General features: G+C 36.2%; 17 protein-coding genes. 4 read left to right on the plus strand and 13 right to left on the minus strand.

Translation table 11 applies throughout. From position 1 onward, the window contains the following. Positions 1-149: 149 nt before the first annotated feature. Positions 150-1139 (minus strand): Gfo/Idh/MocA family protein, encoded by a 990-nt coding sequence (locus PGOND44_RS07925; RefSeq protein WP_003439603.1) that lies wholly within the window; start codon positions 1137-1139, stop codon positions 150-152. Positions 1140-1411: 272 nt separating this feature from the next. On the opposite strand from PGOND44_RS07925, the gene PGOND44_RS07930 reads away from it, so the two are divergent. Together PGOND44_RS07930 and PGOND44_RS07935 are read left to right on the plus strand one after the other, a co-directional pair. After that, the gene (locus tag PGOND44_RS07930; RefSeq protein ID WP_003439607.1) at positions 1412-2140 is read left to right on the plus strand and encodes a phenylalanine 4-monooxygenase; all 729 of its coding nucleotides are present in this window, start codon (positions 1412-1414) and stop codon (positions 2138-2140) included. Between the two features lie 198 nt (positions 2141-2338). Further along, positions 2339-3571 (plus strand): serine hydrolase domain-containing protein, encoded by a 1233-nt coding sequence (locus tag PGOND44_RS07935; protein ID WP_003439610.1) that lies wholly within the window; start codon positions 2339-2341, stop codon positions 3569-3571. A gap of 14 nt (positions 3572-3585) precedes the next feature. Here PGOND44_RS07935 and PGOND44_RS07940 read toward each other — a convergent pair whose 3' ends face one another. The 4 genes from PGOND44_RS07940 to PGOND44_RS07955 all read right to left on the minus strand — a co-directional run bounded on the left by PGOND44_RS07940 (position 3586) and on the right by PGOND44_RS07955 (position 7909). Continuing rightward, on the minus strand, positions 3586-4218 hold the full coding sequence (locus PGOND44_RS07940; protein WP_003439613.1) for a hypothetical protein: 633 nt from the start codon (positions 4216-4218) through the stop codon (positions 3586-3588). An 86-nt stretch (positions 4219-4304) separates the two neighbouring features. Next, positions 4305-6791, minus strand: coding sequence for a zinc-dependent metalloprotease (locus PGOND44_RS07945; protein WP_003439615.1), 2487 nt, complete (start codon positions 6789-6791; stop codon positions 4305-4307). A 145-nt stretch (positions 6792-6936) separates the two neighbouring features. Then, positions 6937-7350 (minus strand): DUF6691 family protein, encoded by a 414-nt coding sequence (locus PGOND44_RS07950; protein ID WP_003439618.1) that lies wholly within the window; start codon positions 7348-7350, stop codon positions 6937-6939. 4 nt (positions 7351-7354) lie between these two features. Continuing rightward, on the minus strand, positions 7355-7909 hold the full coding sequence (locus PGOND44_RS07955) for a YeeE/YedE family protein (protein WP_003439620.1): 555 nt from the start codon (positions 7907-7909) through the stop codon (positions 7355-7357). Between the two features lie 175 nt (positions 7910-8084). On the opposite strand from PGOND44_RS07955, the gene PGOND44_RS07960 reads away from it, so the two are divergent. Beyond that, positions 8085-8720, plus strand: coding sequence for a porin family protein (locus PGOND44_RS07960; protein ID WP_003439622.1), 636 nt, complete (start codon positions 8085-8087; stop codon positions 8718-8720). Here the strand turns inward: PGOND44_RS07960 and PGOND44_RS07965 are convergent, their stop codons facing one another. Then, on the minus strand, positions 8721-10157 hold the full coding sequence (locus PGOND44_RS07965; protein WP_003439624.1) for a hypothetical protein: 1437 nt from the start codon (positions 10155-10157) through the stop codon (positions 8721-8723). It lies immediately after the preceding gene. Positions 10158-10201: 44 nt separating this feature from the next. Here PGOND44_RS07965 and PGOND44_RS07970 point away from each other — a divergent pair, with 44 nt between their 5' ends. Beyond that, entirely contained in the window at positions 10202-12025 is a 1824-nt protein-coding gene (locus PGOND44_RS07970) for a T9SS type A sorting domain-containing protein (RefSeq protein ID WP_003439626.1), read from the plus strand. On the opposite strand, the gene bioA is transcribed toward PGOND44_RS07970, so the two are convergent. The 7 genes from bioA to PGOND44_RS08005 form a co-directional block, all read right to left on the minus strand. After that, a complete protein-coding gene (bioA, locus tag PGOND44_RS07975; RefSeq protein ID WP_003439628.1) occupies positions 12015-13343 on the minus strand; it encodes an adenosylmethionine--8-amino-7-oxononanoate transaminase in 1329 nt (442 codons plus the stop codon). The two genes, PGOND44_RS07970 and bioA, sit on opposite strands and share 11 nt — an antisense overlap. Before the next feature lie 72 nt (positions 13344-13415). Further along, positions 13416-14039, minus strand: a complete 624-nt coding sequence (gene bioD / locus PGOND44_RS07980) for a dethiobiotin synthase (RefSeq protein ID WP_003439630.1) — start codon at positions 14037-14039, stop codon at positions 13416-13418. Continuing rightward, positions 14032-15120 carry a carboxypeptidase-like regulatory domain-containing protein gene (locus PGOND44_RS07985; RefSeq protein ID WP_003439632.1) on the minus strand — a complete coding sequence of 363 codons (1089 nt, stop codon included), beginning with the start codon at positions 15118-15120 and terminating at the stop codon, positions 14032-14034. Before PGOND44_RS07985 ends, bioD begins: the two co-directional genes overlap by 8 nt. Before the next feature lie 4 nt (positions 15121-15124). After that, positions 15125-16279: an aminotransferase class I/II-fold pyridoxal phosphate-dependent enzyme gene (locus tag PGOND44_RS07990; RefSeq protein ID WP_003439634.1), complete on the minus strand. Its 1155-nt coding sequence runs from the start codon at positions 16277-16279 to the stop codon at positions 15125-15127. Next, a complete protein-coding gene (mnhG, locus tag PGOND44_RS07995; protein WP_003439636.1) occupies positions 16251-16652 on the minus strand; it encodes a monovalent cation/H(+) antiporter subunit G in 402 nt (133 codons plus the stop codon). The genes PGOND44_RS07990 and mnhG overlap by 29 nt, the downstream gene beginning before the upstream one ends. Then, positions 16645-16920 carry a cation:proton antiporter gene (locus tag PGOND44_RS08000; RefSeq protein WP_003439638.1) on the minus strand — a complete coding sequence of 92 codons (276 nt, stop codon included), beginning with the start codon at positions 16918-16920 and terminating at the stop codon, positions 16645-16647. Before PGOND44_RS08000 ends, mnhG begins: the two co-directional genes overlap by 8 nt. Next, positions 16917-17399, minus strand: a complete 483-nt coding sequence (locus tag PGOND44_RS08005; RefSeq protein ID WP_003439640.1) for a Na+/H+ antiporter subunit E — start codon at positions 17397-17399, stop codon at positions 16917-16919. Before PGOND44_RS08005 ends, PGOND44_RS08000 begins: the two co-directional genes overlap by 4 nt. Positions 17400-17402 lie beyond the last annotated feature (3 nt).

Here is a 17402-nt window from a genome sequence, read left to right on the forward strand (position 1 = left end):
TATAATTCAAATAAAGATTTTGGAATGGCATGAAAGGCTTACTTAAAAGTCTTTTGTTCTTGTAAATTAACCAATAATAACCAAGTGAACGCCTATATGATATTAATTTTAGCCAATCTTAAGCAAGTGAAGCTTAAAAGTCTTCCCCTCTAATGGTCCAAATCTTCTTTATACCTCAAGCCTATTTGCTTCCTAATAGTATCTAATGTTTGAAGCAGCTCTAGAGAAGCCTTAAGAGACATTTCAGGACTTTGGGTAAGACCTTGGTCTAGGCAGTCATGAACATGTTTGATCTCAAATTGGTAGCCATTTGGTGAGTACTGAAAGTCTAGATGTTCTTCATCCGCTTTAGTTGTTATGCTAAGTTGGTCGGTTTCATGAAATCTAGGTCCAAATTCTACAGTAGCCTTTTCAAAATAAACTTTAGCCTTAGAGGGTGTTGTTCTAGCAAAGCTAGAAGACAAATGCGCCACTGCTCCACTGGAATACTGAAACTGTATCGCATTGGAAACATCTACGCCTGTTTTAGAAAATTGAGCGGTTGCCTTGATATTTTGCGGCAGCCCTAAAAGCTTTAAAGCCAAATACACGGGGTAAATCCCAATATCCAAAAGAGCACCGCCGCCTAGATTTTTATTAAACAGGCGAGCTTCGGTATCAAATTCAGCTTTAAAGGAGAAATCTGCTTCAATTTTTAGGCATTTCCCATAAATTTCCTTTTGAGTAAGGTCATAGACTTTTTGAAGATGAGGCATAAAATTGGTCCAGAGGCCTTCCATCAGAAACATATTCTTGCGCTTTGCTTCAGAAATCATGCGACTCAATTGAGCTGCATTCATCGCTATTGGTTTTTCACACAAAACGGCTTTATGGTGTTCGAGTCCTAGTAAGGCATGTTCAAAATGGAAAACATGTGGTGTAGCAACATATATAATATCAACCTCTGGGTCTTTAGCCAAGTCTTTATAGGAACCATAAGCTTTTTCAGCTTTAAAGTCCGCAGCAAAAGCCTTAGCTTTTTCAAGTGATCTTGAGGCTACAGCATGAAGAATAGCACCTTCTACCTGCTTTAAATCTGAGGCAAATTTGTGGGCAATACCGCCTAAACCCAAAATCCCCCACCGGTAGGATTGTAACATCGTGATTTGATTTTTCATAAAACTAAAACAATGAGATGAATTAATCGAAAATAGGGACTAAAAATTAAAATCATCCTATAGCTGCAGTTTAACACTTGTTGATTTGCCAATATCGATTTTATATTTAATTTTATATCCATGAATAACAAAAACACATATTATCACTATTATCCACTTCTAAATTCTAGAATCGGTTAATGGTATAACATATTTACACCTTAATTAAATCCCGATTCAGTTGAATCGGGATTTTTATTTTAAAACGAATTGCTATGCAAGACATGTCTAAGTACACCAAGGATGATTTATGGGTTTGGAATACCCTATTCAATAGACAAAAAGAAAATATCCCAGGCAAAGCATCTAAAGTTTATATCGATGCTTTAGAGCATATGTCTCCTGTTTTGAATGCCGACGAAATCCCTGATTTTGAAAAGATCAATTCATGGTTTAAAACCGAAACTCAATGGGAATTGCAAGTGGTACCTGGATTGATTCCCGTAGAAGAGTTTTTCAAGTTGCTTGCCGAGCGGAAATTTTGCGCCTCTACTTGGTTAAGGTCCAAAGACAGCATGGATTATTTGGAAGAGCCAGATATGTTTCATGATATTTATGGTCACGTGCCTTTATTAAGTAACCCTGTGTTTTCTGAATTTGTGTACGAGTTTGGAAAATTGGGTTGTCAGTTTATAGGAGACACGGATAAACTTATACAATTGCAACGCCTCTATTGGTTTACAATAGAATTTGGGGTTATAAAAGAGCAAGGAGGTATCCAATCCTATGGGGCCGGTATTTTATCTTCCTCTGGAGAGACCAATCAAATCCATGAGCAAAAAGCCAATTTTCTAGACTATTCCATTCAGGATATTATTGAAAAAGAATTCAGAACAGATATTATGCAGGAAGATTATTATGTGATTTCTTCTTTTGAAATGCTTTTTGAATCTTCAAAAGCCCTTGCTAATGTTTGGAATGCAGAAATCATACCGGCGGAGTAGTCATATAAAATAATTTATCGACGTAAACTAAGTTGAATTTTTTATCGTTAGTAGTATTATAGATAGAATTATAAAATCTCGTTATAATACTGGGTTTCAGTCTAAAGTTACATTTTATTTAGTTAAAATTGTATTGAAATCAATTTATAGCAATAATTTGTAATATTTTGCACTTTAAATGAAGTTATTCAATTAATAATGAAGTTCAACTCCAAGCTTGTCACAAGACTATTTGTAGTAGGATCCATCCTAGGGATGATTTCCTATACTATGTTTCAAAACTTTGCCTTTAGTAATTTTGAAACCGTCCCTTCAGATATCTCAAAAGTGACTGATCCCATTCCTAAAGAACCGATAGTAAATTATAGTTCATTGTTTTCTCCAGAACTTCAAGTTTTTGAAGATCAAATTCAGAAGAGAGCTAAACGCAACAAAATAAGTGGTTCTGTGATTGTTGCCTATAAGGATCAAATTTTATACGAAGAAGATTTCGGCTACAAGAATCCAATCACTAAGGCTCCAATGGAACCCAATATGTCTTACCAATTGGCCTCGGTGAGTAAACAATATACCGCTGCAGCTGTTCTCAAATTATACGAAGAAAGACGTTTGGACATCGATCAATCTGTGTCTACCTATTTGCCAGGCTTTAAATTTGAAAAAGTTACCATTCGAGATTTATTAAAGCACAGGTCTGGACTTTGGAACTACATGTACCTCACCGAACAGTACTGGAATAAAGATATTGCCCCCAACAATCTAGAGGTTGTGGATTTGATTAACGCCAACGCTCCAAGACTTAATTTTCCTGCGGGTCGATATTTTAGTTATAGCAATACAGGTTATGTTGTTCTGGGTGCTATCGTTGAGCAAATAACTCAACTTAGCCTCGGCGAATTTATTGAAGACGAATTTTTATTACCGCTTTGCTTAGATGAGACCTTTGTCGATAAACACGACAGAAATAAGAACGTTATTCTGGACGGCTACCAATCTTATAGACGTTCTTTTATAGAGCTCCCAGAAGGTTTTCATAATAATGCCATTGGGGATAAAGGAATATATGCCTCCGCAAAAGATTTGTTCGTGTGGTTTCGCGATTTGAAAAATGGTGAAATAGTAAATGAAGATAATATTGACTTGATGTTTGGTAGAAACGAAAATGGCAAAAATAAACGCTACGGAATGGGCTTTAGGCTTGAACATAAAAATGGTGAAGAGGTAATTTTCCACAATGGATTGTGGGATGGATTTAGAAATGGATTAGAATACCATCCAAAAGATGATCTTGTGGTCATCGTGATGACTCATACTCAAAATAAACAAAAACATTATTTCCAAAACTATCTAGTCAAAAAGGCAAAAGACTTTATCCACTCTGCCGAGCAGCGAACTGAGGTTAAGGATAATCAAAAAGAATTGATCCTTTAAAACTTAGCCTTGCCTTATTTTTCAATTTTATAATTCTCCCACCCCCAAGATCGCTTCGGAAGATCAATTGGTGACTCCAAATCAAAACCTATAGAAAATTTAATTGGTGAACCAATTCGCCTTAAGTTATAAGTAAATTGTTCATCGTCGACGGTAATCCACCATAAGTTAGTGGCCGTTCCCGGCAATAAATCTACGGTCTCTTGGTCCGCCGGAAACATAGCTAAATCATCCGAGCCACTATTTGGTGTGACTCCACCATACATAGTAACTTCATCTTCGCTTCCATCTTCCTTACGGTGATCGTGTTTAAGCTGTATTCCATTTTTAGTTTTGGACAAAATCCAAGTTCTTGAACGATTTTCTCCTACATTGAAAGGAATATAGATTTTATTTTCCTTCACATCCAATACATGCATCACTAAGTTTTTCTCTCTAAAATCGTCTCCCTCTGGAGCTTCCAGAACTTTGCCTTGAAAAGCTTTTCCTTTTAATTTAGAAAGCCTGTTCCAAAACTCTTGATTGATAATTTCTTCTGAATTTGCCTCTGCCAAAACTTCGGTTTTAGTGTCGTTGGCTTTGAGCTCAGAAGAATCTTGACAAGCGATTATACCAGTTACCAATAAGACGAAAAATAAGTATTTCATGATGATTTGTTTTTTTGAGTTAAAGATATGAAACAAAAAAAAGCCACTTTATAAAAGTGGCTTTTAAAACTTGAATTAAAGATTAATTAAGCATCTGGATTGAGAATTTTCTCAATTCGCTCAACTCCATCTTGCAGATGATATCTTGTCATTGTATCTCTAGTTCTACTGATTGCTCTTCTCATGTCACTTTGCAAAGTAGTTAACTCAGCTCTTACAAGTGGTCTGATATCACTAGTCTCCACGTCGATATTACTTCGGCTGACAAAACTTCTGAATCGTGCAGGAATGCTAGTTTGCTCTTCTGTCATGAGCTCATGCATTCTTCCAATATAAGCTCTCTGAAGGTTTCTACGAATTCTACTGATGTCTTCACCACGTCTTAATTCACTGAAAAGACCAGTTCTCAAATCTTCCATCATTTCAACAATGTTGTACGCATCATCGTTTAGCTCTTCGTTTTCCATCATTCTTGCGAAACGGCCGAAGTCTAGAACATTATTTAAAGCTCTTTCTTGATAGCTTTTGATTTTTTCAAGATAGCCGTCAAATTGAATTTTGTTGAAGATGTCTGTATCAATTAACCATTCCGGAGTTTCAAACAATTCTGCTTGAAGAAATTCCATAGCTCTTACTTGCTTATCTCTAGGTGCGTGTGAATAAACATCCCCCTCTTGATCGTAAGTTTTATAGATTTCGTAAACACCACCGATATTAGCGGCAACATGGCCCATATAACGGTTATACTGTCCATAAACTTGGTTGTATAGGTCTTCTAAGTCATCGTAGTTTTTACCATCTTCTGCAGTCCATTCGATTAAGTTTGGAACAATTCTTTTAAGATTTTCAATACCATAAGTGCTGGCTTGCATAGAATCATCCCCAAGATCTTCAGTTTGCGAACTTGGATCGATCACACCTCCAGATTGTTGTTTTCCAAATCTATAGATAGGATCTCCTGCTTTTTCTAAGATCCACTGGTTGAGAACTTCTTTTTCCTCTTCTGGTGTTTTGTCCAAAATAGGTCTGTACCCCCAAGCAATTGAATACTTATCGTAAGGTCCAACGTTTGGCATTAAGGACACATCTCCATCACCTGGTTGAGCGATATAATTGAATCTTGCATAATCCATAATGGAAGGAGCTGTACCAAATTCTTTAGTGAATTCTGGACTTCTTAAGTCCTCAACACCGTAAGCTACACTACTTCCCATGTTGTGTGGAAGTCCAAGCGTGTGTCCAACTTCATGAGCTGATACAAAACGAATTAAACGTCCCATCACCTCATCTTTAAACTCAACACCTCTAGCCTCTGGGTTAATTGCTGCAGTTTGCACAAAGAACCAGTTGCGAAGTAAAGTCATCACATTGTGATACCAATTGATATCAGACTCCAAGATTTCTCCAGATCTTGGATCACTCACGTGAGGTCCATTCGCATTTGGTATTGGAGACGCTAGATATCTTACTACAGAATACCTGACATCTTCAGGACTCCAATCTGGATCTTCTTCTTTTGTAGGAGGATCCATAGCAATAATAGCATTTTTAAAACCAGCGGCTTCAAAGGCTACTTGCCAATCTTCTATGCCTTGTTTAATATATTTTCTCCATTTTTCTGGAGTAGCTCTGTCTATGTAATAAATGATCTGTTCTTTAGGTTCCACTAACTCGCCATTTTTGAACTTCTCAAGATCTTCATCTTTCACTTCAAGACGGTAACGGTCTAAATACTTAACTGTTTCAGACTTTTGATTATCTAAACCATAATCTGTTTGGTTACTTGTAAACCAACCCACACGTTGGTCGAAGTAACGTCGTCTCATAGGTTCTTTTGGCAATAAGACCATTGAGTTACTAAATTTCAATGAGACTGAACCCGTACTAGAATTGGAAGGTGGTTCGCCTGCATTGTAAGTTTTGACGTGTCTGATCTCTATGTTTTCAGGATAACTTCTTATGGTGTCTATATAAGACCGATTGTCATCTAATCTGGAAATTTTATAAGGTTTTCTTCGTCTACTTTGCAAGCCAAGAGCTTCAACATCCTTCTGAAATAAATCCGTAACATCTATAACTGTGTTATTGTGGATAGAATCTTTTTTGTAAGCTTTTACATCAAACGAATATAAAATAGGTTCAAAATTGGAATTTACTACCGCTTCATAAATAGGTAACGAGTCTGCCGCTGCAATATCGTAAGAAACAACTCTAAGATTAACTTTGTCTCCTTTACGTTGCCAGCGCAATACTTGTTCGTTTTGCTTTCCTCCACCAAAGCCAATGCCTTGAGCAGTTTGAGCAATACGAGTTACCATTAACATCTCTCTATTGAAAAGCGAGTCTGGGATTTCAAAAAAGTAATCTTGGTCTACCTTGTGAACAGTAAACAATCCTTCGTCGGATTTTGCCTTTTTCGTTATAATTTTGCCGTAAGGTTTTACACCATTTTTGGGCTTCTCCTTAGATTGGGCAGCGGATTTATCATCTTTTTTACCCTGAAGGATAGAACACGATGACATCGAAACTACCATTCCTGCTACACACGTGTAGTAAAGTAATTTTTTGAACATAGTTGCTTTAGTATTAAGTCAGTAAAACTGAGCTATTCAGCTTTATTATTTAGTAGGACTAACTAAATTAGAAAAAGTTTAAACCTTGTCCAAAAAAAAACTTCGTTAAGAAACGAAGCTTTTTTTTAGTAAATAGTTTTTACGATTAGTGTGGAAGTTTGTTTCTGATAAGTCCATAGATAAATGTACCTAGAATTGCACCAAAAATCACTATCAGAATAGATCCGTAACCCGCTCCTGCGAGAACATACATAGGGCCAGGACAGGCACCGGCAAGCGCCCAACCCAATCCGAATAAGATTCCACCAAATAAATAACGTGGTATACTCATGGCTTTAGGGCTTAGTTGCATGTCTTGCCCTCCTAAAGCTTTGATGTTTCGGTGTTTTATAATCTGAGTCCCAATTACTCCTATTGCCAAAGCAGAGCCTATAATACCATACATATGGAAAGACCCAAATTCGAACATTTCATAAATTCTAAACCAAGACGCTGCTTCAGATTTGTACATGACGATACCAAAAAAGGTACCTATAATTAAGTAAACTAAGGTTTTCATACGCTTAAAAAATTAAGGGATAAATAAAATTAATCATGATCAATCCTCCTATAAAAAATCCAATTACTGCAATTAATGAAGGAAGTTGCAAATTGCTTAAACCGGAAATAGCATGCCCGGAAGTACATCCCCCAGCATACCGAGATCCAAAACCGACTAGAAATCCTCCTATGAGTAAAACAGCAAGAATTTTAGGATCGCTCAAACTCTCAGTGCCAAAAATCTCTATGGGCAAGTACGCCTTTCCAGCACTGTTAATTCCATAGGATTCCAGTGTAGTAACGACATCGGGATTGATATCGACTGTATTATCGGACAAGTAATTAGCTGATAAAAACCCTCCAATGATAGCCCCTAAAACCACAATGAGATTCCAGCGTTCTTTTTTCCAATCAAAATCAAAAAAATCTGATGCTTTACCAGCTCCTCCTATAGAACAGGCGGTTCTTAAATTGGAAGACATCCCAAATTGCTTACCTACAAATAGCAAAGCAAACATAACTAAAGCAATAAGAGGCCCAGAAACATACCAAGGCCAAGGATTCATAATCCATTCCATAATTAAACATTTTATGCAAATTAAAGCTATAAATAGCCGTTCTACTGTAACATAGGTTACTCATTTTTCAAATCGAGTTCTTGAAACTTAGAATAAAACCTTGCAAGGTTAAAATTGAATTAATGAAGATTTACAAACCCTTAAAAAAGTCTAATTTTATATAAAATTTATTTTTATGAAACTTTCATTATTATCTGTTATAACCTTGCTATTAGCATCTATAACTACAAATGCTCAACAAGAGTATTTTGAATACGGGTTTAAAGGAGGTCTCAATTTATCGAATATCTCGGGAGATGAAGTTTCAAACTACGAAACCAGAACTTCTATGAATATAGGAGCATATGGTTTATATAAAATCCTACCTAAGCTGGGCATACAAGCCGAGCTGCTCTATTCTGAGCAAGGGTTTTCGGAAAGGTTTAATTCTGAAAATGTAAATATTGATGAGATTAAAAGTCTCACCAGAATGCAATATATTAATTTACCTGTTTTAGTAAGTTATAACCTTATTGAACAACTTTGGATAGAAGGTGGTGTGCAAGTTGGTTATTTGGTAAATGCTGAAGAAGAGAGAGAAGAAAGATCTATAGATGACTCAGACCAGTTGATAAGTGAAACTGAAACGATAAACCAAACTAACAGGTACGAGGGATTGGAACTGGGTTTATTAGGTGGGCTGCGCTACAAACTCAGTCAAAATTTTATGATACAAGCCCGCTACGAAAAAAGCATAAACGACATCGACAAAGAACTTGCAGGTGACCAGTTCAATGAAGTTTGGAGCTTTTCTATAGGTTTTTTGTTTTAGTTAATTGACATTTAAATTTTGAGAAAATATAACCAAAGTTCCAGATCCTGTTCCAGATAACTTTTGACCCCAAATTTCGATGAAATCGTCAGGTTCAAGTACAACTGTACCTGATAGGGAAACGCTTGAAACGCTTGTTATATTTTCAACATAGAAAATAGCATTGGTTCTATTTAAGGTTTCCGTCCCATTTCTTCTTATAAAAAAAGAATAAAAAGCTCCTTGGGAATTTGTTCCTCTTACTGATAAAGAAGCATTAACTGAAAAAGCTCCGGCCTCTTTTCCATTATATACCAGTCTATTATTAGCGGTAATTGATGAAAATCTTAATAAATTGATGGCAAAGTTGTTCTCAGCACTTCCTCCAGTTAATTTAAATGGAATAGTTATGCTAGTAGGCGATGTGATACCATAACCTTGATTTAATGTTCCATCGTAATAAACATTACCCGTAGCGATATCATCGTACTCGTCCTGTATTCCTGGAGCTTGAACAAACCACTCTTTAGCAAAATTAAGATTGGTTTGAGCAGTTGTATACCTGTTTATCATAGACTCTGAGCTTCCTGAGAAAACTGTCCCAGAAATTACGCCAACTCCAACTACTGGATTTGCTGAAACGTCTATCGCCGTTGAAGAACTATTCGCTATAGAATAACCACTCCCTTTTTGAATCAAGTCAAAGTTTCCAACAAATTTCTCAAAAGTACCGCTATTACTGGCTTGCCAGGCTTGATTATTTAATAATAAGTTAGTGATATTTGTATAAACAATACCATTTGAGTTGGATAAATACTGGACATTGCTAAAAAAAACAAATCCTACATCACTCACACTACCCACATTTCCCATACCCGAAATAATGGTATTTTGAACGAGTAAGGAGGTACCACTTGTAATGGAAAAGGCATTACCTCCCCCAGCAATAGTTATATTTCTTATACTACCACCAGTACCCTCAAAAACATTTCCTGAAGATTTTAATAAAACGTCTTCAGAGGCATCTAATCCAGAAATATAAGCGCCATTGAGTTCTATTGGTGTATTAAGAGAAACGATTCCATTAATTTCATAATAAGTATTCTCGTCTAAAGTTATTTTCCCTCCAGAAGGATCTGGAAAATCAGCTTGGGATTTTACTAAGACAAAATTAACACGGTTCAATCGTGATGAGCTTAAACTTTCCCAACTCGAATCATCCAAATTATAGAAATAATAAGATTGTAAATCTGTATCAAAAACAGTTAACCCATTAGCTGGGTCAACTATAGAAGTTCTTTGTGAGGTACTCATCCTTGGAAGGAGGACACCTTGCTCGGTGGATTCTACTTCCAAAATAGACGAAGTCTGCGGATCTACTGTTCCAATACCTACTTGAGCATAATGGATTTGAAATACAAAAAGAGCAATCAAAAATAACTTTTGGCTTTTTTTCATAATTATATTATAATTTATTGTTGCAAATTTAGTAATTTTGCTTAATGAAAAAAGCACTTTTGATTATTATTTTAATTGTCTTCTCACAAAGTTTAATGAGCCAAGTTTATGTGGGTGAATCTACTTTAGTGGTTTTAGAGAATTCTGTCAATTTATCGATTGGTGGCGATCTTCGCCATGAAGGACGTTTTTTGGGAAGTGGACAACTTAAGTTAATAGGAGATCAAGCACAATCGATTTCAGGAGAAGGTCTCATCGAACATTTCAGTATTGATAAAGGTTCTGGACAAGTTGAAGTAACAAATGGAAACCAAGATGTCTTTAGAACCTTTGAAATTCATGGAGGGGCTTTTTCTCCAAACGGCCGTTTGACTTTAAAAAGCAACGACACGCTAACCGCCCAGATGGGAATAAATACAGGCGGAAGCATAACTGGAGACTTGGTAATTGAACGTTTTATTCCTCAATCCAACAGAGCCTTTAGGTACTTCTCTTCCCCTGTTTCTACCTCAGGTCCAATTTTAGATAACCTACAAGAAGGTCAACACAATACTGGAACCAATTATCCTACAGATAATATAGATAGCATAGCAGGTTTCGGAACACACATTACGGGTTCAAAGTCTGGAAATAATGGGTTCGATGCAACACTTTCCGGAAACTCCTCTCTTTATAGTTGGGATGAAGGCCCACAGTCATGGTCTGCTTTTGCTAATACAGATACCGAAAAATTCGATAAAGGCGAGAGTTTTACTTTATTGATAAGAGGAGATAGATCTACTACCTTAAATTCCAACACAGCAATTGGTCCAGAAACAACCTTAAGATTAACAGGAAATCCTGCTATTTTAGGCTTTACAAAACAGGTCAATTTGATAACAGATAATAGTTTTATTTTGCTGAGTAATCCCTACCATAGTAGTATTGATGCTAATTCTATCATGAATAATAATCCCAATCTCAATGAAAGTTTTATTTACGTTTACGACCCTACACTAAATACTCGTGGAGGTTATGCAACTGTCGAATTACCTGCGGGGACTAATGCTCAAGGTTCTGATGCTAATCAATTTATACAGCCTTGGCAAGCTGTTTTCGTTGAAGCAAAAAATACTGGGGCAACCTCGATTTCTATCAACTACACTGAAAATTACAAGGATATTTCTCAACTTCAGCCTTCAAGTTTCAACCAAGAATCGAGAATCGATGTGTTGTTGCAGTCCAATAATAAAACCATTGATGCTACCAGTCTTAAGCTAAAAGCAGGATCAAATTCAGAAGTTGATCTAAAGGACGCTAAAAAATTTCAGAATTACGATGAGAGTTTATCTATCTATTCACAGGGTAGATATTTGAGTATTGAAGAACGAGGATTCCCAGAAGAAATAGATACTATAATGCTGAGTTTGAAAAACAAAAGAAAAGGCGCTTACCAATTTAAAGTAAACCCCTCAAATGTGTCTGAAACAGATATGGTTTTAAAGGACTTTTATTTGGATCTTGAATATCCGATAAATGAAGGTGAATTCACAGTAGATTACCAGGTTGCTGAAGGAGAACCAGACCTTAGATATGGTTTCATTATAGAGTCGAACTCGTTATCTAACGAGGACACAATCCCTCAAAACTTTAAGGTTTATCCCAATCCTGTAAATGATAAGTTTAATATTCAAGGCTTATCTAGCTCGAGCGAAAGTTATAGCTTCAGTATTTATTCGCTATTAGGACAAAAAGTAGATGCTGGTCAATTTAAAAGTACCACGTCTCCTTTTAGTTATGATGCTAGTTCACTCTCTACAGGGGTCTATTTAGTGACTATTATAGGCGAAAACAACCAAAAAGAAATCGTTAAACTGATTAAGCTTTAAGAGCTCTTTCTTCTAAAATACTGAGGTAATCTTCAATCACAGCGTATATCTTAGCCAACTGCGCTTCTGTAATTACATAAGGAGGTAGAATATAAATGGTTTTTCCCAGCGGTCTTAAAAAGATCCCCTTACTCATAAAATATTGAAACATCTCATCACGAGCATTGCCATAGCGCTCCATTTCCAGATTTAGATCTAAAGCTAAGATTACACCAATCTGTCTTACCTCTCCAACCATAGGATGCTTACGCATTTTATCGGCAAACAGTTGATTGAGACTCATAATGGTTTTGATAGAGTCTTGGATCTCTCGAGATTGAAGGAGTTCAATCCCTGCAATAGCCGCAGCACAGGCTAACGGATTTCCCGTGTAGGTATGACCATGAAACAAACCTTTGGCGACGTTATCGGCATAAAAGGCTTTGTAAACTTTTTTTGTACAACTTGTAATTCCCATACCCACCATTCCTGCAGAAAGGGCTTTACTTAAACACATAACGTCGGGTTGTTGGGTTAAGTAATCTGAGGCAAAATGTTTACCTGTTTTTCCAAAACCTGTCATGACCTCATCGGCAACGCAAATCACATCTTGAGCTTTACACAATTTCAAAATATCTTCTAGCCCTTTAAGATCATAAGTCTGCATGGCGGCAGCTCCTTGAACCAAAGGCTCGTAGATAAAGCCTGCAATGGCATTTTCTTTTAAAATCGACTTCAATTGCGTAATAACCTCATCATTATTTTGACCATCTGGCTTAGGAAGTCTAATCACTTTTATAAAATGGTCTTCAAAAGCGCCATTATATACAGATAAACTGGAAACCGACATGGCTCCAAAGGTATCTCCATGAAATCCATCTTCCAAAGCTAACATGACTTTACGATCGTTTCCTTGGTTATGATGGTACTGCAAAGCCATTTTTATACCAATCTCGGTTGCCGTAGAGCCATTATCATTGAAAAAGAGTTTGCTTTGATTTTTAGGTAAAATCTCCATCAATTTCTCAGACAATTCTACCGCAGGTTCATGGGTAAACCCGCTAAAAACCACCTGATCCAAAGTATCCATTTGAGCCTTTACCTTTTTCACAATTTCAGGATGGCAATGCCCATACATACTGGTGTACCAAGAAGCGATAGCGTCTATATAGGTTTTTCCAGACTCATCTTTTAGGATCGCTCCCTTTGCCGATTTTATAGCTAGTAGCTCTGGGTTTAATTTATGCTGAGTAAGAGGGTGCCAAATATACTTTTGGTCCCGCTTAGAAATAGAAGGCTTGGTAAATGGTAATGAAATAGACTTCCCGAAAAGTTTCATGGTCTTTTATTTATTGCAAAGTTAAGGAGTTTAAAGCTAAGTATTCTCTCTTCTGAATCTAATCCACATGGCTTAAAACTTCTCTAAATTTAGCTTTAAACGTTCCGCATGCTTTAGAATCACCTCTTTTGAAATTTGACTTTCTTCTGGAATACTTCCCAAGGAAAGGAGTTGAGTTTTATCTAAAATAATACGTTCAGTTGTTGGATGTTCATTTCCATTAAAAAGAATACCAATATTCGTAAACCCGCGGTTTTTTAAAGCTTCCACGGAGAGTAGTGTATGATTGATACTTCCTAAGTAATGTCTGGAAACCAAAATGATTTTATCTGTTTTTTCAATTAAATCGATGATACAATCCTTGTTATTTAAGGGTACCATTAAGCCTCCCGCCCCCTCAATTACCAAATGATTTTGGGTTTTCGGCCTACTTATAGATTTCAGATCGATGGTGACCTCATCAATTTCTGCAGCAGCATGAGGGCTCATGGGTGTTTTCAAAGCATAGGCGTTATTGAAAAATTTCGATTTAGAGTTCGAAATCAAAGCCTTGACTTTATCAGTATCAGAATACTCCAAATCTCCAGCTTGTATGGGTTTGAAATAATCTGCCCGAAGAGCTTCGGTCACTACTGCTGAAACTATGGTTTTGCCGACTTCAGTGCCAATGCCAGTAATAAAGTATGTCTTAGTCATGTGGTTGATAATTTATGGGGAGCATGTTTCCGAGTCTACCTTTACTCATGTCTCCAGAAAATAAAATATTATTGATTTGAGTATGATTTCCGTAATCATCCACATAAAAGACTTTGGTCTTAAAAGTGATATCGGAACGATCATCTTTATGGAGTAAAGCTACTTTTTTTTGGAATTTATTTCTGATCAAAGTACTGTCAATATTTAGGTTTTCAAAATCATTTCCTAGAATAGTGATTTCATAACTATCCTCATAAGATTCCACTCCAAGAACTCGAGAAGCTCTCACCTTTCGGTTTACTTTTTTAATATCAAATACACTTGAAGCTGGCACTTGAAAACTCTTATGAAAAAGTTTAAATTTGCTTTCTTCCAAATGACCTGAGCATAGGCTTTTAAAAAAATGCATGGAAGAACCTTTATAAGCTTTTAAGCGTTTCCTTTTTATTCTTCGATCTTCTTCTGCTATATTTTCAAAAAAAGATGTTCCACCAAAATAATTGGTTTTTTGATAATCCTTATCCAGAGTTACTCTAGTAAAATCTGAAATAAAATCTACCAGATCAAATTCTACTTTGTAACCCAATTCCTTATTTATCACTTGAAGGGGTTGCCTAGCTGATGCATAAAGGCTTTTCTCATCTTTATCGTAATAAAAACGAATATCATCTTCATTTAAAATACGGGCTCTTCTTCCGGCTTTGGTTCTTCCAAGAAAATCGTGTTTGAAAGCCTTTAGCATTTGCTCTCGAGTAAAGGGAGATGTATCAAAAACGACTTCATCCAATTGATTTTCCTTTGGGATTAAGCTTATCTCATAATTCGTTTTTGGATCTGGATTGGGTAGGTAAAATGTTTCAAAACCTAAAAATCTTATGACTAGTGTAAGGTTGGATTGTTCTTTGAACTCGATATTGAAAGTTCCATCTTTCCTGCTTAGTGTACCAATTGTACTTCCATCAAAATAAATAGTAGCCCCAGATAGACTATTATCTTTATCATCTACGATTTTTCCTTTGATTTCTTGTGCATTCAGTTGATAACAAAGTAGAAAGGCAATACTTGCAAAAAAGAATTTCATATCTCTAGTTTAAAAGTTCTGATAATTTACTTAAACTTTTTGAAATTTCAGCTTCTGTATTATAGCTATGCAAGCAAAACCTCAACCTTTCACTTCCTTTTGGAACTGTTGGCGATAAGATGGGTCTTACATCAAAGCCTTCTGCCTGAAGTTGGTTTGAAATTGTCTTTACCTTTTGGTTTCCTCCAATCACACAGGATTGAATTGCAGAGTTGCTTTCTATAAAATAGCTCGCCAGTTCATGGGTCTTTAGGGTTTCTAAAAAATAACAAATGATAGACCTTAAGCTTTCAAAATCTTGCGATTGAGTTCTCAAATAGTCATGAGCTGCCCAGTTTCTAGCTATAGTATCTTGACCAAGAGCTGTGGTATAAATAAAGCTTTTTGCAAAATTGATCAAGTAATCTTGTAAATCCTGTGAGCCTAGAATCACTGCACCGTGGGATCCAAACGATTTACCAAAAGTAATAATTCGAGCAAAGATCTTATTCCCTAAATCTCTGTAACCTGTTTTAGACAAAGTTCCTATGGCATGGGCTTCGTCCAAAATAAAGCAAGCCCCATAAGTTTCACAGACCTCTAAGGCCGCCTCTACGTCAACTTCATCACCATCCATGGAAAAAACATGCTCCGTTATGACATAAATGGTTTCAAATTGATTTTGAAATTTGGAAAGTTTAGCTTCCAAATCCTTCAGATTATTGTGTTGGAATTTATAGGAATGAGCAGGACTCAACGAAATACCGTCTCTTATAGAGGCATGACTTAATTCGTCATAAAGAATTAAATCGTGACGTTGTGCAACTGATGAGATAAGACCTAAATTAGCATCATAGCCTGAGTTAAAGATCAAGGCGCTTTCAGCATCATATTGCTTGGCTAAGTAGTTCTCGAAATCTGTAATTAAAGGATAGTTTCCGGACAGCAGTCTTGAGCCAGTAGCCCCATGAAGTTGACTGGAATACTCTTTAAGTTTTCGCTGAGCAAATTCAGAAATAGCTTGACTTTTTGAAAAACCTAAGTAATCGTTTGAGGAAAAATCAACTAAGCTTGAATCTGAAATCTTAAGCACTCGGAATGATCCCTCATCTTTACGTTTATCGAGTTTCTCTTGTAAAGTCTCAGGAAATTTAAGTTTTAGGGGTTGAATCTTTCTCATTTTCACTTTCTGTTTCTTTATCCTCTCCTTTTAATTCGTGGGTAGATTTATTGTATTTACCTTTCAAATCATCGATAACAAACTTACCCCATAGTTCATTTCCTAGAAAATAGGAGGTTCGGCCTATAAGGTGTGCTCCCACCGGAGCAGTGATTAAAATAAATATGATTACAGTAACCACACGCGTGGACACTGAAATTTCTAAAAAGAATAGCGCAGCAGCGACCAGTAATAAACCAACACCAAGAGTTGCCGCCTTGGTGTTGACAGAAATTCTAAGATATTGATCTGGCATTCTTAAAGTGCCAACAGCCGCTAGGAGTACAAAAAGTGCCCCAAGACCAGAAGTGATGTAAATAAGGATATCAATCATTTTTATTTCGTTTTTCTAAGTAATATGCAAAGGCTACTGTTCCTAAAAAAGCAATAAGAGCCAGAACCAGAGAAATATCAAGAAATGTTGGTTCATCAGTTATGACACTATATATCGCTATAATACCAATTCCAATAGTAATTAATAAATCTAAAGCAACAACACGATCTACAATGCTAGGCCCTTTAAAAAACCTTACAAAAACCAAAAGTGAGGAAATGGAAAGGATAGGTAAAATAATATAATATAAAAAATCGTGTACGTTCATCGTAATATTTCTAATAAGCGTTTCTCAAATCCTGTCTTAATATCTGCAATAAATTCTTGTTTATCTTCTACATACATGGCATGAATGTAGAGAACACTCCGATCTGTAGAGACATCTAAAGCAAGCGTTCCAGGTGTAAGTGTTATCAAATTTGCTAAAAGAGTAATTTCCAAATCTGTTTTGGCGTCCAAAGGGACGGCAATAATTCCAGGCTTCATATTAAACTTTGGGGTACTGACTTCGTAGGCAACTTGAATATTTGCTTTGGTAAGTTCCCAGAGAAAAAAGAAGATGAATGAAATGATCCTAGGAATGATCTTAAAATATTTTTTACTGCTTTTGTCCTCCGCACCGCTTAAGATCCAAAGGATAATAAAACTCAAAATAAATCCAAAAAGGAAATTATTGAACTCGTAGCCACCAGTCAAAAATACCCAAATAAGAGTCAACAAAATGTTAGATAAAAATTTACTTTTCATTTT

It is taken from the genome of Psychroflexus gondwanensis ACAM 44, assembly GCF_000355905.1.
Classification (GTDB): domain Bacteria; phylum Bacteroidota; class Bacteroidia; order Flavobacteriales; family Flavobacteriaceae; genus Psychroflexus; species Psychroflexus gondwanensis.

What these genes read in the sequence shown, in the direction of transcription:
- PGOND44_RS07965 (WP_003439624.1), bottom strand. Translation starts at nt 10,157, where the DNA reads ATGAAAAAAAGCCAAAAGTTATTTTTGATTGCTCTTTTTGTATTTCAA.
- PGOND44_RS07930 (WP_003439607.1), top strand. Translation starts at nt 1,412, where the DNA reads ATGCAAGACATGTCTAAGTACACCAAGGATGATTTATGGGTTTGGAAT.
- PGOND44_RS07970 (WP_003439626.1), top strand. Translation starts at nt 10,202, where the DNA reads ATGAAAAAAGCACTTTTGATTATTATTTTAATTGTCTTCTCACAAAGT.
- PGOND44_RS07940 (WP_003439613.1), bottom strand. Translation starts at nt 4,218, where the DNA reads ATGAAATACTTATTTTTCGTCTTATTGGTAACTGGTATAATCGCTTGT.
- PGOND44_RS07925 (WP_003439603.1), bottom strand. Translation starts at nt 1,139, where the DNA reads ATGTTACAATCCTACCGGTGGGGGATTTTGGGTTTAGGCGGTATTGCC.
- bioD (WP_003439630.1), bottom strand. Translation starts at nt 14,039, where the DNA reads ATGACTAAGACATACTTTATTACTGGCATTGGCACTGAAGTCGGCAAA.
- PGOND44_RS07945 (WP_003439615.1), bottom strand. Translation starts at nt 6,791, where the DNA reads ATGTTCAAAAAATTACTTTACTACACGTGTGTAGCAGGAATGGTAGTT.
- PGOND44_RS08000 (WP_003439638.1), bottom strand. Translation starts at nt 16,920, where the DNA reads ATGAACGTACACGATTTTTTATATTATATTATTTTACCTATCCTTTCC.
- PGOND44_RS07985 (WP_003439632.1), bottom strand. Translation starts at nt 15,120, where the DNA reads ATGAAATTCTTTTTTGCAAGTATTGCCTTTCTACTTTGTTATCAACTG.
- PGOND44_RS07955 (WP_003439620.1), bottom strand. Translation starts at nt 7,909, where the DNA reads ATGGAATGGATTATGAATCCTTGGCCTTGGTATGTTTCTGGGCCTCTT.
- PGOND44_RS08005 (WP_003439640.1), bottom strand. Translation starts at nt 17,399, where the DNA reads ATGAAAAGTAAATTTTTATCTAACATTTTGTTGACTCTTATTTGGGTA.
- PGOND44_RS07950 (WP_003439618.1), bottom strand. Translation starts at nt 7,350, where the DNA reads ATGAAAACCTTAGTTTACTTAATTATAGGTACCTTTTTTGGTATCGTC.
- PGOND44_RS07935 (WP_003439610.1), top strand. Translation starts at nt 2,339, where the DNA reads ATGAAGTTCAACTCCAAGCTTGTCACAAGACTATTTGTAGTAGGATCC.
- PGOND44_RS07960 (WP_003439622.1), top strand. Translation starts at nt 8,085, where the DNA reads ATGAAACTTTCATTATTATCTGTTATAACCTTGCTATTAGCATCTATA.
- PGOND44_RS07990 (WP_003439634.1), bottom strand. Translation starts at nt 16,279, where the DNA reads ATGAGAAAGATTCAACCCCTAAAACTTAAATTTCCTGAGACTTTACAA.
- mnhG (WP_003439636.1), bottom strand. Translation starts at nt 16,652, where the DNA reads ATGATTGATATCCTTATTTACATCACTTCTGGTCTTGGGGCACTTTTT.
- bioA (WP_003439628.1), bottom strand. Translation starts at nt 13,343, where the DNA reads ATGAAACTTTTCGGGAAGTCTATTTCATTACCATTTACCAAGCCTTCT.